14 protein-coding genes are annotated in these 15,313 nt (G+C 62.8%); 7 read left to right on the top strand and 7 right to left on the bottom strand.

All coding sequences use genetic code 11. The annotated features are described in order from the left end of the window. Positions 1-72: 72 nt before the first annotated feature. The 4 genes from recJ (at position 73) to PLANPX_RS07680 (ending at position 3,405) form a co-directional block, all read left to right on the top strand. A complete protein-coding gene (gene recJ, locus PLANPX_RS07665) occupies positions 73-1,821 on the top strand; it encodes a single-stranded-DNA-specific exonuclease RecJ (protein WP_152098163.1) in 1,749 nt (582 codons plus the stop codon). Positions 1,822-2,001: 180 nt separating this feature from the next. Beyond that, positions 2,002-2,799 carry a hypothetical protein gene (locus PLANPX_RS07670; protein WP_152098164.1) on the top strand — a complete coding sequence of 266 codons (798 nt, stop codon included), beginning with the start codon at positions 2,002-2,004 and terminating at the stop codon, positions 2,797-2,799. Between the two features lie 55 nt (positions 2,800-2,854). Beyond that, entirely contained in the window at positions 2,855-3,118 is a 264-nt protein-coding gene (locus PLANPX_RS07675; protein WP_152098165.1) for a hypothetical protein, read from the top strand. Beyond that, complete coding sequence (locus PLANPX_RS07680; RefSeq protein WP_152098166.1) at positions 3,115-3,405, top strand: type II toxin-antitoxin system RelE/ParE family toxin; 291 nt, start codon at positions 3,115-3,117, stop codon at positions 3,403-3,405. The genes PLANPX_RS07675 and PLANPX_RS07680 overlap by 4 nt, the downstream gene beginning before the upstream one ends. Positions 3,406-3,654: 249 nt before the next feature. Here the strand turns inward: PLANPX_RS07680 and ilvE are convergent, their stop codons facing one another. From ilvE to lysS, 4 genes are all read right to left on the bottom strand, one after another. Next, the gene (gene ilvE, locus PLANPX_RS07685) at positions 3,655-4,512 is read right to left on the bottom strand and encodes a branched-chain-amino-acid transaminase (protein ID WP_152101810.1); all 858 of its coding nucleotides are present in this window, start codon (positions 4,510-4,512) and stop codon (positions 3,655-3,657) included. 225 nt (positions 4,513-4,737) lie between these two features. Beyond that, complete coding sequence (locus PLANPX_RS07690; protein ID WP_232536324.1) at positions 4,738-5,592, bottom strand: ABC transporter ATP-binding protein; 855 nt, start codon at positions 5,590-5,592, stop codon at positions 4,738-4,740. A 224-nt stretch (positions 5,593-5,816) separates the two neighbouring features. Next, complete coding sequence (locus tag PLANPX_RS07695; RefSeq protein ID WP_152098167.1) at positions 5,817-7,388, bottom strand: ABC transporter permease; 1,572 nt, start codon at positions 7,386-7,388, stop codon at positions 5,817-5,819. A 98-nt stretch (positions 7,389-7,486) separates the two neighbouring features. Further along, complete coding sequence (lysS, locus tag PLANPX_RS07700; protein ID WP_232536325.1) at positions 7,487-9,181, bottom strand: lysine--tRNA ligase; 1,695 nt, start codon at positions 9,179-9,181, stop codon at positions 7,487-7,489. 304 nt (positions 9,182-9,485) lie between these two features. Here lysS and PLANPX_RS07705 point away from each other — a divergent pair, with 304 nt between their 5' ends. Continuing rightward, a complete protein-coding gene (locus PLANPX_RS07705; protein WP_152098168.1) occupies positions 9,486-10,277 on the top strand; it encodes a hypothetical protein in 792 nt (263 codons plus the stop codon). Positions 10,278-10,374: 97 nt separating this feature from the next. On the opposite strand, the gene PLANPX_RS07710 is transcribed toward PLANPX_RS07705, so the two are convergent. Genes PLANPX_RS07710 through uvrA form a run of 3 tightly spaced genes read right to left on the bottom strand, consistent with a single transcriptional unit; the run spans position 10,375 to position 14,399 of the window. Then, positions 10,375-10,710 (bottom strand): DNA polymerase ligase N-terminal domain-containing protein, encoded by a 336-nt coding sequence (locus PLANPX_RS07710; protein WP_152098169.1) that lies wholly within the window; start codon positions 10,708-10,710, stop codon positions 10,375-10,377. 4 nt (positions 10,711-10,714) lie between these two features. Continuing rightward, positions 10,715-11,590, bottom strand: a complete 876-nt coding sequence (locus PLANPX_RS07715; RefSeq protein WP_152098170.1) for a hypothetical protein — start codon at positions 11,588-11,590, stop codon at positions 10,715-10,717. Then, positions 11,583-14,399, bottom strand: coding sequence for an excinuclease ABC subunit UvrA (gene uvrA, locus PLANPX_RS07720; protein WP_152101813.1), 2,817 nt, complete (start codon positions 14,397-14,399; stop codon positions 11,583-11,585). Before uvrA ends, PLANPX_RS07715 begins: the two co-directional genes overlap by 8 nt. A 167-nt stretch (positions 14,400-14,566) precedes the next feature. On the opposite strand from uvrA, the gene PLANPX_RS07725 reads away from it, so the two are divergent. Together PLANPX_RS07725 and PLANPX_RS07730 are read left to right on the top strand one after the other, a co-directional pair. Next, the gene (locus PLANPX_RS07725; RefSeq protein ID WP_152098171.1) at positions 14,567-14,863 is read left to right on the top strand and encodes a hypothetical protein; all 297 of its coding nucleotides are present in this window, start codon (positions 14,567-14,569) and stop codon (positions 14,861-14,863) included. 7 nt (positions 14,864-14,870) lie between these two features. Beyond that, on the top strand, positions 14,871-15,257 hold the full coding sequence (locus tag PLANPX_RS07730) for a cupin domain-containing protein (RefSeq protein ID WP_152098172.1): 387 nt from the start codon (positions 14,871-14,873) through the stop codon (positions 15,255-15,257). Positions 15,258-15,313: the final 56 nt, after the last annotated feature.

Genomic DNA, 15,313 nt, shown 5'->3' on the forward strand with positions numbered 1-15,313 from the left:
GCCGCTCCGGCGGGTCGTTGACCCGCGGCTGATTGGGGTTCACCCCGCGGCTGAGCAGGCGGAGCCTCGTCCATGCCCAAACATTGGCGCCTTGCCCCGCATGATCCGGCACGCATCGCCGATTTGGAGCGAGCGGCCGGGGTGCCGTCGCTGGTCGCCCACTTGCTGCTTTCCCGCGGGATTCATGACCCGGCGGACGTGCGGCAGTTTCTCGACCCGAAGCTCACCGGGCTGCGCGATCCTGAACTGCTCCCCGGGGCCGCGGCGGCGGCCGATCTGCTCTATCAGGCCTACCGGGCCAAGCGGCGGATCACCGTTTACGGCGACTACGACGCCGACGGGATGACCGCGACGGCAATTCTTGTCCGCTGCTTGCGGATGCTCGACGCGCAGGTCGATTTCTACGTCCCGCACCGGATCGACGAGGGATACGGGGTTAACTCCGAAGCGATCGCGAAGCTGGCCGAGCAAGGGGCTGACGTCGTCGTTACCGTCGACTGCGGCATTTGCAGCGTCGCGGAAGCACGACTGGCGAAGGAACTCGGGCTCACGCTGATCGTCACCGACCACCATCAGATGGACGCCGAGTTGCCCGATGCGGCGGCGTTGGTCCATCCGGCGCTGCCGGGGAGCGAGTACCCGTTCAAGGGGCTCTGCGGAGCCGCGGTGGCGTTCAAGCTGGCGTGGGCCCTCTGCCAACGCGTGGCGGAGAACAAACGGGTCAACGAGCGGATGCGGCAGTTCTTGCTGCAGGCGGTCGGGCTGGCCGCGATTGGGACCGTGGCCGACGTCGTACCGCTCATCGACGAGAATCGCATCCTCGTGCGACATGGGTTGCAAAGCCTTACGGCGTACCCCACCATCGGCATGTCGGCCCTCATGCGGCAGATCAAGCTGCACGAGAAGCATGCCCTCGAGTGCGAGGATCTTGGCTTTTCGATTGGTCCGCGATTGAATGCGGCCGGGCGGATGGGGCAAGCGGAGCTGGGCATCGAACTCCTCACCACCGAGAGCGAGGTGCGGGCCGAGAAGCTGGCCAAGTACATCGACGAGCTGAATCTCGAACGCCAAACGCTCGAACGAAGTATCTTGCGGGCGGCCGATAAGCAGGCCCGCGAACGCTTCGACCCCAGCCGCGATTCGGCGCTCGTGCTGGCCGACCATGATTGGCATCCGGGCATTATCGGGATCGTCGCCGGTCGCGTGGCCGATAAGTTCCATATGCCGGCGATCGTGATCGCGCTCGATAAGCTTGGCGTCAAGCCGGGCGTCGGCTCGGCGCGGAGCGTGCCGGGGTTCAACCTTCACGCCGCGCTGGCGGAGTGCAGCGAACTGCTGGAGAGCCACGGCGGGCATGCGGCGGCTGCCGGCCTTCGCGTCACCGAGGCGAATCTGCCGGCCTTCCGGCGGAAGTTCTGCGACGTGGTGGCCCGTGAGTTGGGCGAAGGCTCTCGGCTCGCGGAGCTGTTCGTCGATGTCGAGACGACCTTTAGCTGTCTCACCCAGCGAACCGTCGAGCAGATCGAGAAGTTGGCTCCGTTCGGCCACGGCAACCTGCGGCCGGTGCTGTGTGCTAGCGAGGTGCGGCTCACGGAGCGCCCGAAGCGAATGGGCGGCGCAGGGCGGCACCTGTCGATGACGTTCGATCAGGCGGGGATCAAGTTGCGGGCCGTCGCGTTCGGCGGCGGCGACTGGGAAGACGAACTCGCAGCGATCAACGGCGAGATGTCGATCGCGTTTCGCCCCGTCATCAACCGCTACCGCGGCCGGGCATCGGTCGAGATTCATCTTGCCGATTGGCGTCTCGATAGCGCGCAATAGACCTGCAACTGGCAGCGATCTGAACCGCGGCGCATGCTAGCAGCGCCCACAAGCGGCAATCCGCATTGGCCTGCGTGACAAACATCGATCGGCGTTTACGCCGTCTGCACGCTTTCGTATGCTCCCCGCCGTCCAGTTTGATTGTTCGGGGCTGCGCGCCCCACGAAAGGGAGTTCCGCCATGGTTCGGCAATTCTTCAGCCTGCTGTTCATTGTCGCCGCTTCGTGTTCGCTGCTGCGGGAATCGCAGTGCGTCTCGGCTCAAGAATTCCGGATTGAAACCGAGATCTACGTTGGCGACGCCACCGAACCGGCAAGCCACACGGTGACGCTCTTCGAAAAGTCGGCTGTTTACGAGTTCGTCGACAGCCCGCAGCAAGTGATCGTCTACCGCCAGGGCCCGGAAGGGAAGTCGGGGCAGTTCATTCTGCTCGACGTCGTTCGCGAATGCCGCACCGACGTCGAGGCCGATCGGGTGTCGAAGCTGATGGTGAAAATGACCGAATGGGCGTCGGAGCACAAAGACCCGTTGCTCAAATTTTCCGCGAAGCCGAGTTTCGATGAAACATTCGATAGCGACACCGGCGCGCTGACGCTGGCGAACAAAGAGTGGACCTACCGCACCGCGACGATCAAGGCGCAAGACGCCGCTAGTTTGAAGCGTTACCGCGAGTTTACCGACCGCTACGCTGAACTTTCGTCGATGATGTACAACTCGCCGCCGCCAGGTCCGCGGTTGGCCCTCAATTCGTCGCTGGCGAAGCACGGCGTCGTGCCGGTCGAGATTCAACGCTCGCTAGGCGGCGACGACAAGAACGCCGTGCGGGCGACGCACCTCTTCTCGTGGCGACTGTCGCGCGAAGATCGCACGCGCCTCGACGAAGCCCAGGCCCATTTGGCGAACTTCAAGAAGGTCGACAACGAGCAGTTTATTGCGGCTCGGACGGGGAAAGATGTGGTTCGCGGGCAGTCGAAGTAGTCTTCCCAGACGAAGTGTTTGACGTGCGGAATTGGGCTCATGCTATAATTCACGCATGACCATTCAACTCACCTCTGAACAACGGGCTGTCGTCGATTCACAGACGCCAGGTCGCCCCGTACGCGTAGAAGACAGCGAATCGGGGCGCGTTTATTGGCTGGTGTCGTCGGATGACGTTCACTCGCTGTGGACGACTCACGTGAGCGACGCCGTTGAAGCCGGGATGCAAGCGATTGCTCAAGGCCAAGCAGTTGATTGGAACCCTGAGGCCATGAAAGCCTTGGCACGGCGCACCGCGGCGGGCGGTGAGGCTCTATGAGCCTCCGGCATCGTCTATCTTCTCTTGCCGAGCAAGACGTCGCTCAAATCGTCGAGTATTTGGCAAAGGCGAATCTAGACGCCGCGTTGGCGTTTATCGACCAGTTGTCAGAGCGATTCCGGTTGCTTGAGGCGTATCCAGAGAGCGGCGAACGCTATTCGGATCCGCAACGCGGGCTGAGACGAACATCGCTCGACAACTACGTCGTTATCTATCAAACGCTAGACGACGCGATCTTGATCGTTCGCGTCGTCCATGGTGCGCGAGACTTGCATGAGCTTCTCTAGCTGGGCGGCGTATGACCCATGCTCGAATCTCACGTACCTCAATCTTTCAACGCAATTGGGTAACAGCAAATCTTCGTAAGCGGTCGAAAGCATCCTCCGCGGATATTTCTCCGGATGCCATTCCTTCTTCAATAAGCAGGCGAAGTTGTTGGTGTCGTGCGACTTCGCCCGCATACCGCGGCTCCTCCCCCGCAGGCGCTTTCGGCATCTCGTCAGGCGGAGGTTGCGGAATCGAACCCATAATTGCGTCTACGCCCGCACTAGCTTGTGGAACGCCTCGGTCAGCTGCTTCGTGATCGGCCCCGGCTTGCCGCTGCCGATGACGCGGTCGTCGACCTTCACCGCCGGGATGATTTCCGCGGCCGTGCCGGTGAGGAAGCATTCATCGGCGACGTAAACGTCGTGCTTGGTGATCGCCGACTCGGAGGTGACGATGCCCGCTTCGGAGGCGAGCTCCAGCACGGCGTTGCGGGTGACGCCTTCGAGAATGCCAGCGTCGAGCGGCGGCGTGTAGAGTTTGCCTTGCTTCACCAGAAAGATGTTGTCGCCCGTGCACTCGGCGACTTCGCCCTTGTGGTTGAGCATCAGCGCTTCGACGCAGCCTGCCTTCAAGCCCTCGATCTTGGCGAGGATGTTGTTCAGGTAATTGAGCGACTTGATCCGCGGGCTGAGCGCCGCCGGATGGTTGCGGATGACGCTCGAGGTGATCAGTTCGAGGCCGTTCTCGTAGAACTCCTTTGGGTAAAGGCTGATCGAGTCGGCGATGATGATGATTTGCGGATTGCTACAGCGATTGGGGTCGAGCCCCAACGTGCCGCTGCCGCGGGTGATGACGGCGCGAATGTAGCCGTCTTTGATGCCGTTGGCAGCGACGGTGTCGTCGATCGCCTTGGCCATGTCAGGCTGCGACATCGGGATGCTCAGCCGGATGGCGAGCGCCGATTCGAACAGTCGGCGGACATGCTCGTTGAGCTGGAAGACCTTGCCGTTGTAGGCCCGTAGGCCTTCGAAGACGCCGTCGCCGTACAGAAGCCCGTGATCAAAGACGCTGACCGTCGCCTGCTCGGCGGGGAGGAGTTTGCCGTTGATGTAGACCTGTCGTGACATCGTTGCTTTCGTGGGAGCGTTCGGGTTGTATTGAGCGACGGACGACATGGGCACGGCCTCTACGTGGAACGTGGAACGATTTCCCGTAAAGAGGGGCTGCCAATGTCGCAGGTTCGGCCGGCAGGGACGAAACCATCAACGCCGCCGGATTGGCCGATGGAACACCGCGCTAATAGCGTCGGCGTCAGGTTCGTCCACCGGTGGAGCCGGTGGCTTGAATCGGCCCTAGCCGGCGATTCGGCCTTCGACGAGCTTCACCGTGCGGTCCGCTTGCCCGGCGATCCAGGGGTCGTGCGTCACCATGACTATAGTGAGCTTTTCCCGGGCATTCAACTCGGCGAGGGTCTTCATCACTGCTTCGCCGGTGGAGCGGTCGAGGTTGCCGGTCGGTTCGTCCGCGAGCAGGACTTTGGGCTTCAGCAGCAGGGCCCGGGCGATGGCGGCCCGCTGCATTTCGCCGCCGGAAAGTTCGCGTGGCTTGTGCTTGGCTCGGTGCCCGAGGCCGACGAGTTCCAGCAGTTCAAACGCCCGTCGACGGTACGAACTCCGCCGCATCCAATAGCTGAGCGTCGACTCGGCAATGAACGCCGGCGCCAGGATGTTTTCGAGCGTCGTGAGCTCCGGCAGCAGGTGGTAGAACTGGAAGATCATGCCGAAGTGGCGGTTGCGAAGCATGTCGCGCGACGCGGCCGGCAGGTTGTCGATGCGATGTCCCTCGAAGTGGACTTCGCCGCCGTCGGGTTGGTCGAGCGTGCCGAGCAAGTGGAGCAGGGTGCTTTTGCCGCAGCCGCTTTGGCCGACGATCGCAAGGGACTCGCCCTCGTGGATGTCGAGATCGATCCCCCGCAGCACCGGGATGCCGATGGCCCCTTTGCGGTAGCTCTTGAACAAGTTGCGGCAGCCCATGTGAATGGCGTTCGACACGGGCGTCAGCACCGGCGCGACAGGCGTCTGTAGATGCCGCTGCAGGTCGGCGAGCGTTCGCGAGTCGGCGTGGGGCGTCGGACGCGGCGCGTCGGCGGCTCGCCGCGGCGTGATCATCGGAGCGCCTGTCTGCGATTCGTAGTTCGGGCGGCTCATGGCGAATAGTCCGTGGTCAGTTGTCAGTGGTCCGTTGCTGCAAATGCTTTTCGACCGGGTGCCACTGGCGTGTCGCCAGTGGGAAGTGCCGCAACGTGATGATTGCTGTTTGGTTTACAAGGGGCCTGAAAATTAAGGCTGCCTGCTGCCTGCAATGGATTGCTAGTTAGTACCCGCTTCAGCACTAGCGACACGCCAGTGGCACCTAGATGCCAATTTCTCAATTACTCGTACCTTAGCGCACGCACCGGGTGAAGCGTCGCGGCACGACGGGCGGGCAAGACGCTCGCCAACACGGCGATGCCGACGGCGCCACAGGCGATCCAGGCGACGGTGAACGGTTCGACTATCGTCGGGATTTTGTAGAAGTAGTAGACCGATGGATCGAACACCGGTTGCCCGGTGATCTTGCCGAGCAGATCGGCGATCTCGTTGATGTTCGCGACGAAGAGCAGCCCCATGACGGTGCCGACGCCGGCGCCGACGATGCCGAGACTCAGGCCGTACGATAGGAAGATTCCCATGACGCCCCAGCCCGAGGCGCCGAGCGACTTGAGAATGCCGATGTCGCGGGTCTTCTCGACGACGATCATGAAGAAGATCGCCAGAATGCCGAAGCCGGCCACGGCGATGATCATGAACAGCAGCACGTTGAGCACGGCCGTTTCCATTTGCACGGCGGCGAGCAGGGCGCCTTGCTCGTCGCGCCAGGTGCTCACCTGGTAGAACTGCATCGGGAACGCGGCCTGAATCTTGTCGCGAATCTCTTCGGCGTTGACGCCGGGCTTGAGCTTGATTTGGATCGTCGTGAACTTGCCGGCGCCCGTTTTGGGGTCGATCATGCCGCGATCTTTTTGGAGCGCCTTCAGTGGGACGAACGCAAAGTTGGCGTCGTACTCGCTCATCTTGCTTTCATAAAAATCGACGACGGTGTACTCCTGGCCGACGATTTCCGGCGGCATCACCGCGAGCGGGAACGCCACCTTCACGTCGTCGCCCGGCAGACCGAGGTAGTGGTCGACGCCGTCGGGGGTGCGGAAACCGCAGATGCCGATGCCGAGGACGATACCAGTATGCTGTTCGGTGGCGGGGTCGAAGTCGCGACCTTCCGTTTCGCCTGCCTCGGCGGCCGCCATTGCGAATGGATCAGCCATCGCTGGTTCCGCGGCCTTATCCGGAGCGGTTGGGGCCGCGGTCGGTTCGCTTTTCGCTTTGATTTCATCGAGCCGCTTCTGATCCGCGGCCCGTTGCTTGGCGAGCATCGACTTGTACGAGCGATACTGCCAACCGGCGTCGCGCATCACTTCGCGCGGCTTCGCGTCGGCCGGATCGACCTGGTGATCGAGCACGTCGTAGCCGCCGTCACGCAGATCGAACGACAGTTGCTTGCGGTTCTCAGGGTGCTGCAGGAAGTCGCCGAATTGGCTCACCGACGCGTAGCTCGTCTCGTCGATGCCGATCAGCGTCACTTGCCGCGGCAACGTTTCGCCGCCGACGGTAAGGTAGAGCAGCGACGGTACGTGGACTGTCGGCGACATGCCGGCAATCGTGTCGCCCGCGGCGGTGCGAATCTGCGCCATATGGGAGTCGGCGTCGAACACGCCGTCGAGGCTGCGGGTGCGGAAGATGAGGTCGCCCAACATGCCGTTGAGCCGGCCCTGCATCTCGTGCGTGAACCCCGCCATGACGCTGTTGACGACGATCATCGTCGCCACGCCGAGCGTGACGCTGACAATGCAGAGGAGCGCGATGTAGCGGGTGCGCAGGTAACGCCAGCAGAGGAGGAGTTTGTACATGGTCCCATCCTTGGGTTAGTTGCGAGCGGCGAGTCGCGAGTTTCGAGTTGGAAGATAAAACTCCTCGCAACCCGTGACTCGCAACTCGCAACCATCCGTTATTTTTCAGGCCGCAGCACGGGGAACAAAATGACGTCGCGAATCGACTGCGTCCCGGTCAGCAGCATCACTAAGCGGTCGATGCCGATGCCCAGGCCGCCCGCCGGCGGCATGCCGTGGCGTAGGGCGCGGATAAAATCGGTGTCCATCTTCGCCATCGAGTCTTCTTCGCTCATCCCCGCGAGTTGGCTGCGGAACAACTCTTCCTGCAGGTCGGGGTCGTTTAGTTCGGTGTAGGCGTTGGCGATCTCCATCCCGCCGATGAACAGCTCGAACCGTTCGGCGACGGTCGGATCGCTCGCCTTCCGCTTCGTCAGCGGGCAGATGCTCGCGGGGTAGTCGATCACGAAGATCGGGCCCTCAAGGGCGTCTTCGACTTTCTCCTCAAAAACGTCGTTCTTGATGACATCGGGATGCCGGCCGGCGGTTTCGATGCCGAGCTTCTTCGCGAGTGCGGCCACGGCAGCCGAGTCCGTCGGATCAACACCGGCATGCTGCTTGAACAACTCCGCGTAGGTCGCTCGCTTGAATGGCGGCTTGAAATCGACCGTCTTGCCGGCCCAAGAAAGCTGGTAGTTGCGAGTTGCGAGTTGCGAGTTGCGAGAAACAGAATTCCCGCCTTCAGCATTTTCTCGTAACTCGCGACTCGAATCTCGCGACTCATTGATGGCGTGGATCGCTTCGCAGATGCACTCTTCGGTGAGATCCATCATCGAACGGTAATCGCCGTACGCCTGATAGACCTCGAGCATCGTGAACTCGGGGTTGTGCTTGGGGCTAATCCCCTCATTGCGATAGACGCGCCCAAGTTCGTAGACCCGTTCCACGCCGCCAACCAACAGCCGCTTGAGGTGGAGTTCCAGCGCGATCCGCATAAACAGATCGAGATCGAGCGTGTTGTGATGCGTCGTGAACGGTCGGGCTGCGGCGCCGCCGGCAATCGTGTGGAGCGTCGGGCCTTCGACTTCGACGAAGCCACGATCGCCGAGCGTCTTGCGAATCGACGACACAATCCGCGTCCGATCGAGGAAGCGGTCGAGGACGCCCTCGTTGTAGGTCAGGTCGAGGTATCGCTGCCGGGTGCGCAGTTCGGCGTCTTGCAGGCCGCTATGCTTTTCTGGCGGAGTTTCGATCGACTTCGTCAAGATATGGAGCCGGTCGGCGAATATCGAAAGTTCGCCCGTCTTCGTCCGGCGGAGCGTGCCGTCGACGCCGATGATATCGCCGAGGTCGAAGCATTGAGCCAAGTCCCAGCTATCGCCGACCTGATCGCGGCCGATAAACAGCTGCACCTGGCCGGTCATGTCGCGAATGTCGATGAACAGCAGTTTTCCTTTGTCGCGCGACAAGATGATTCTGCCCGCCGCACGCACTTGCGGGCCGACGATTTCGCCGGCGCCTTGCTCGGCGAGCCAAGGGCGGAACGCGGCGCGTTCTTCTTCCGTCTCCAGCGACGGCAGCGTGATGTTGGCGCCATCCGCCTTGCGGTAGAGGATCTCGTTCGTGCGGGCGCGGATCTCGCCGATCAGTTGGCGATCGTCGAAGCGCGTGCCCCACGGATCGTGGCCGAGTTCGATGATGCGGGCGAGCTTAGCGCGGCGCGCGGCTTCCAAAAACGATTGGTCGCGCGAGGGATCGGTTGCGTCGTCGGCGGGAGTCTGTTGGTCGGTCATCGATTGCGGGGCAGGCATCATGGCTGGAGCCGCAACAGCTCGAAAATGAGCCGCGCGGAGGGTGGAAATTTCGCTAAGGTCAAGAGTGGAAAGATTTTAGTGAAGATAGGCAAGGGGTCAACGCCACTCACCCACCGCGAAGGATGCTAGCAGGCGAGAATGACGGCGAGCGTCATTCGCCGGCACGATCGATTCGTCCCGCTTGAACGGCTCTAGCAGGTTCTGCCCGCCGAAAGCGAACCACGATCAAAATTGACCCTTTCGCCCCCATAACCTACGATTTCAGGCCCCCGAATCACCGGGAGGCGTCGGAGACGCTGCCGCCATGATTGCTGACACGCCCCCCCAAACTTCCCGCCCCCCGTCGCTTGCGCTGTCGATTATCGGCAGCGTGCTAGCAGTGCTTCTCGTCGTGGCCGGAGCCCTGTACTGGGCTGCCCAGGCGGTCGATCCATTTTATGCGGCGGCGACCCAAGCAAAGCCGGCTGAGTTGAAAGAAGCAGGCGAGCAACTTGAGAATCGCGTCGCCGATCTCACGGACCAGGCCGAGACGACCGGCCGTTGGGAATCGGTCTTTAGCGATGAGGAAGTGAACGGCTGGCTGGCGACCGTGCTCCGCGAAAAATACCCGACGCTGCTGCCGCCCGAGGTGGTCGACCCGCGCGTTTCGTTCGTGAACGGGAAGTGCCTGCTCGGCTACCGCTACCAAGGCGACAAGGTGCGGGCGATGGTCACCATCGAAGGCGAAGCGTTCATGGCGAGCGACGACGTCGCCGGTCTACGGCTCCGCAAAGCACGCCTCGGCTTCTTGCCGCTACCGCTGTCGAAAGTGGTCGACCACATCAACGACGGCGCCAAGCAGCTCAAGATTCCCGTGAAGTGGGTAGAGCAAGAGGGCGACCCCGTGATGCTCGTCGGCGTCACCAATGCGCTCTCGACCGATGAAGAAGTGCGACGGTTGGACGCGATTGACCTTCGCGACGGGCAGCTGGTGTTGGCGGGTTCGATCGAGCCGCGCCCAACGCTCGCGCCGGCCAAGTCGAGCAGCATAGGCGACCGCGCGCGAGCGGCGGTTAACGCGGCGGCGTCTGCTGCTGCAGCGGCAGCCGTGCAATAGGGGCTGCAAGCATCGCATTAAAAGCCACCGGCTCCGCCGGTGGACGCGGTGAATGAATGTCTGCCGTTGCTTCGTCCACCGGCGGAGCCGGTGGCTTTTATTTCGGTAGCTCAACGATGCCGTGACATCGACTGCCTTTAAGCCGAACGCTCAAACTCGCGGCGTCCTCTGAAGCGACTTCATACTCGCCTTGATCGACGCGGGTCACCGTCCCACGCCCACCGCTGACGGGGCCTTCGTAGTTGAGATACGCGATGCGGTGATCGGCGATGCGCGTGGCTTCGATCGTTGCGGCATCGCCGCCCCAGGCGACCGGTAGCTGCAGCAAGTTCCAGGTGAGCAGCACGCCGTCGCGTTCGAGCATGAGATCCCAGTGACTTGGCTTGCCGAGCGCTGGCGGGCATTCGTGATAGAGCAGCACGAAACGAGGCATGGAGTTACTCGGCGCCTCGCACGTGGCCGGCGAAATAACCGGCGAGGTTGAACTCGGGCGCCAACTCTGCCTGCAGCCGATCGCATGCCGCTCGGGCTTCGGCGAAGCTGGCAAATTCAGGCGATCGCCGCACCGCGATGACCGGTTTTCCTAATGCGACAAGCGCGGCGGGCGGGCGTTCGCCGGCGGCGAGATCGGCGACGATCAGTTGAGCACCTGCCGAATTTACGGCGTCTTGCCACTGCTGCGACGGAAGAACGACCCCGGTCAAGAATGCGTTTTCGTCCGTTCGGTCGTGAACGCCCGCAGCGTGCAGTAGCGCCGCCACCGCTGGTTCCCAAGAGAGCCGTTGCCGCAGTTGTTGAATGTCGCCAGCGAAGCTCGATGCATCAACCAGTACGGTCGCGCCCCAACGCGACGCGGCCGACAGGTCGAGAATCTCTTTCGCAGCAGTAGCTATGATCGCTGACTCAGCTTCGTGCGCCTCGCGGACCGTCTGTTCGTTCAGGGCTGTAGCGACGGCGCCGCGCAGCACGATGCGTTCGCCACCTAGACGAAGGTTCACGGCATGGGCCGATAGCCGTTGCAATCCCAGCGTGTGGACGACGCCGTCGTTCGTGGCGCCGGCACCAACGCGACGCAACTCGTACAAAAACGGCATCGCCGCCGACCAGTAGCAAGGCTCTGTGACGAGGAACTCGATCCGTTTATCAGCCGTGAGCTTGCCGCGAAACGTCGACGCCAGCGTGCGGCCGTGCTCGCAGCGAGGTCCATAGAGTTCCCATTCACCGGCCAAGTCGACGACGCCGTCGCCAACGAGCGACAGCCGCACGCTCGACTCGGTGGCGGACGCAAGTTGGACCGAGACGCCCTCAATCATCGCTATCCGTCGCGACGCGCGCCAGCTCCTCGGCAAGGTATTGGCCGGTCACCGACGCCGGGTTGCGGGCGACTTCCTCCGGCGTCCCGACCGCGACGATTTGGCCACCCATCTCCGCCGGACCGGGGCCGAGATCGATGATGTAGTCCGCCGCCCGCATCATCTGGAGGTTGTGCTCGACGACGATCAGCGAGTGCCCCATCGCGACGAGCGATTCAAAGCATTCGATCAACTGCATCACGTCGGAGAAGTGGAGCCCCGTCGTCGGCTCGTCGAGCACGAACAGCGTCCGCCCCTTGCGAGCGGCCGACACGTAGTTAGCGAGTTTCAACCGTTGCGATTCGCCGCCGCTAAGCGTGTTCGCCGGCTGGCCGAGCCGCAGGTAGTCGAGGCCGACGTCGATGAGGCACTTCAGCCGGGCCAGTACCTTCTTGTGACCGCGGAAGAAATTAAATGCCTCGCGGACGGATAGGTTCAGCACGTCGGCGATGCTGAGGCCGCGGTACTTCACTTCGAGCACTTCGCGGCGATAGCGGGCGCCATGGCACTCGGGGCACTTGATGTAGACGTCGGCCATGAACCGCATGTCGATCTGCTTGTAGCCGTCGCCTTGGCACGCCTCGCAGCGGCCCTCCTCGGCGTTGAAGCTGAAGTGCCCCGCCTTGAAAGAACGGGCCTTCGCCTCGGTTGTTTCTGCAAAGAGCGTGCGAATCGGATCGAACGCTTTCACGTAGGTGACGGGGTTTGAGCGCGGCGTGCGGCCGATGGGACTTTGGTCGACGCGGAGCGCGTCTTCGACCTGGCCGGCGCCGATGAGGTCGTCGAAATCGGCCGGACGATCGCTTTCCATCCGCAACTTCTGGGCGACGGCGGGGAACAACGTCTGCTGGACGAGCGTGCTCTTCCCTGCGCCGCTAACGCCGGTCACGACGCAGAGCAGCCCGAGTGGGAACTCCGCAGTGACGTTTTGCAGGTTGTTGCCGCGAGCGCCAACAAGTTTCAGCCAGCCATGAGTGGTGGGGCGGCGGGTCTTCTTTTCCGTGCCGATACGCCGGCCGGCAATCCACTCGCCGGTGCGGCTTTCAGGATCGTCGAGCATCGCGACCGGCGAGCCCTGAAAAATGACTTTGCCGCCGAACTCGCCGGCGCCGGGGCCCATTTCGACCACGTGCTCAGCCGCTTGGATGAGCGATGGTTCATGCTCGACGAGCGCCACCGTGTTGCCGCGTTCCCGCAGGCTGCGCACAGCTTCGACCAGCCGCGGTAGATCTGCGGGGTGCAGGCCGGCCGATGGTTCGTCGAGGACGTAAAGCATGCCGGTGAGGTTTGAACCGAGCGCCGCCGTGAGCGAGACTCGCTGCGCTTCGCCGCCGCTAAGGGTGCGAAGGGAACGATCAATCGCGAGATGCCCGACGCCGACGCGCTCCAGGTAGCCAAGCCGCGCGGTCACCTGATCGACCAGCAACTGGCCAACTTGCCGTTGCCAGTCGGTGAGCATCAATCCGCGGAGCCACGCGAGCGCTTCGCTCACCCGCATCGCCATCGCCTCAGCGATGTTCCAGCCGGCAATCCGCACGGCGAGCGCTTCCGGCTTCAGCCGTGCGCCACCGCAGGTGGGGCAGGGGTAGTAGCTACGCCAGCGACTGAGGAAGACGCGGATGTGCATCTTGTACTTGCGCCGCTCCAGCCAGCTGAAAAAGCCATTGAGGCCGCCGAACTTTTTTTCCGGCACGCCCTCTCGAATGAGTCGCAGATGCTCGTCGTTCAATTCGCGGAACGGCACGTCGACTGGAATGCCATGCTTCGGGGCGAGGGCGAGCAACTCGTCGAGTTCATGCGAATAGGCGGGCGTATTCCAGGGGGCGATGGCGCCGTCGCGTAGCGATTTCTCGGCGTCGGGAACCACGCGCTGCATGTCGACGTCGATGATGTTGCCGAACCCCTCGCACGCCTTGCAGGCGCCGAGCGGGTTGTTGTAGTTCAGCAGTTGCGGCTCGACGTCGGGATATTGGATGTTGCAGCGTTCGCAACGCAGGACGTTGCTGTAGCGGCGCTTGGTCCAGGTGCGATCATCGATGCTCAGGAGTTGTACGGGGTCGCCAGTCTCGATCCACGCTATCGCCGCCCCGCGGCCTGCCTCGAGCGCATTTTCCAACGAGTCGCGCAGTCGCGTTCCATCTCCTGCCTGCACCGTCACGCGGTCGATGACGACTTCAAGCTCCTTCAACTCGCTCAGCCGCGCGGCCAGTTCGGGAGTGATCTCTTCAGTCTTCCCCGCCAAGATGCAGCGGCGGTAGCCGAGCGCCGCCAAATCAGCCAGCCATTCCTCGGCGTTGCGTTCCTTGCCGCGGAGCGATTTGAAGCCGAGCATCAGCCGCGTGCCGGCCGGCAGGCTTAGGAGTTCGTTCGCTGCCGACTCGGCCGAGTCGCGCTCTACCCGTTCGCCGCAGTCGTAGCAAATCACCTCGCCGAGTCGGGCGAACAACAGCTGCAAGTGCTCGTTCACTTGCGTCGCGCTGCCGACAGTCGCCCGGCTCGAGCGGCTCACATGCTTCCGCGTGACGGCGACGGAGGGAGGAATTCCCTCGATGCTCTCGGCGGCCGGTTTGTCGAGTTGTTCGAGAAACTGCCGCGTGTATGTCGAAAAGCTTTCGACGTACCGTCGTTGCCCCTCGGTGTAGAGCGTGTCGAGCGCCAGGCTCGTCTTGCCGCTGCCGCTCACGCCGCAAAAGGCGATCAGCCGCCGGTGTGGGAGATCAAGATCGACCTCTTTGAGATTATGGACCGCCACCCCGCGCAGTCGAATCATCGGCGGCGAACCATTGGCATCCACGCGGTCGGTCCTTTCCCTGTGGTCGTCGGCAAGCTCTGGGCAAACCGCTCAGTGTACCGCGCCAGTCGGGGGAGACGCCACCGGGGCGGAGATTGCTATAATTCGCGGACGCCCTCAGCCTGGCTCCTTCGTCAAGTCACTCGATGCCCGCCAAACGCAAGCGAATCAATCCGTTTTACGCCCTGCTCGTTCCCGCGGGATTCGTCTTCGCGGTGACGGCGTTCGCGTACGGGTACATGGCGTTCCAAGCGGTGAACGCCGTCCGCTCGCAGGCGAACGCCCACGCTGGGCACCCGCTGTATCGCTGGCTGCGGGCCTATGGCGACGAGGCGATGTTGATCCAGCTGGCGATTTTGGCCGCGCTGACGATCGCCGCTCTCGCGACCGACCGCTATTGGGATCCCGTCGAGAAAACTGAACCGAAACCTCCTGCCACGTGAGCCGATCATGCGCATCAAACGCAACACGGAAGTCCCGCTCAACGACGTCACCATGGAAGGCGCCGCCGGCTGCAAAGTGCGCTGGCTCGTCGGCGAGGCCGACTCGGCGCCGAATTTCGCCATGCGGCAGTTCGAACTTGAGCCGGGCGGCCACACGCCGCGGCATTTCCATCCTTACGAGCACGAGATCTTCGTGCTGGAAGGGGAGGGGAGCATCTTCGACGGCCAGCAGGAACAGCCGCTACGCCCCGGCGACGTCGTGCTTGTGTCGCCGGACGACGTGCATCAATTTCGCAATGTCGGCGGCACGCCGTTCAAGATGCTGTGTCTCATTCCGAACTCCGCGGCGGACAAGAAAGTGACCGTGGTGCCTGAGTGCGGCATCGAGCGTTAACGGCACGAAGCTGAATCGTCTGCTCTCAAATCCCGCTCCGCCCAGGCTAAACTTCG

It is taken from the genome of Lacipirellula parvula (assembly GCF_009177095.1).
Lineage (GTDB): Bacteria > Planctomycetota > Planctomycetia > Pirellulales > Lacipirellulaceae > Lacipirellula > Lacipirellula parvula.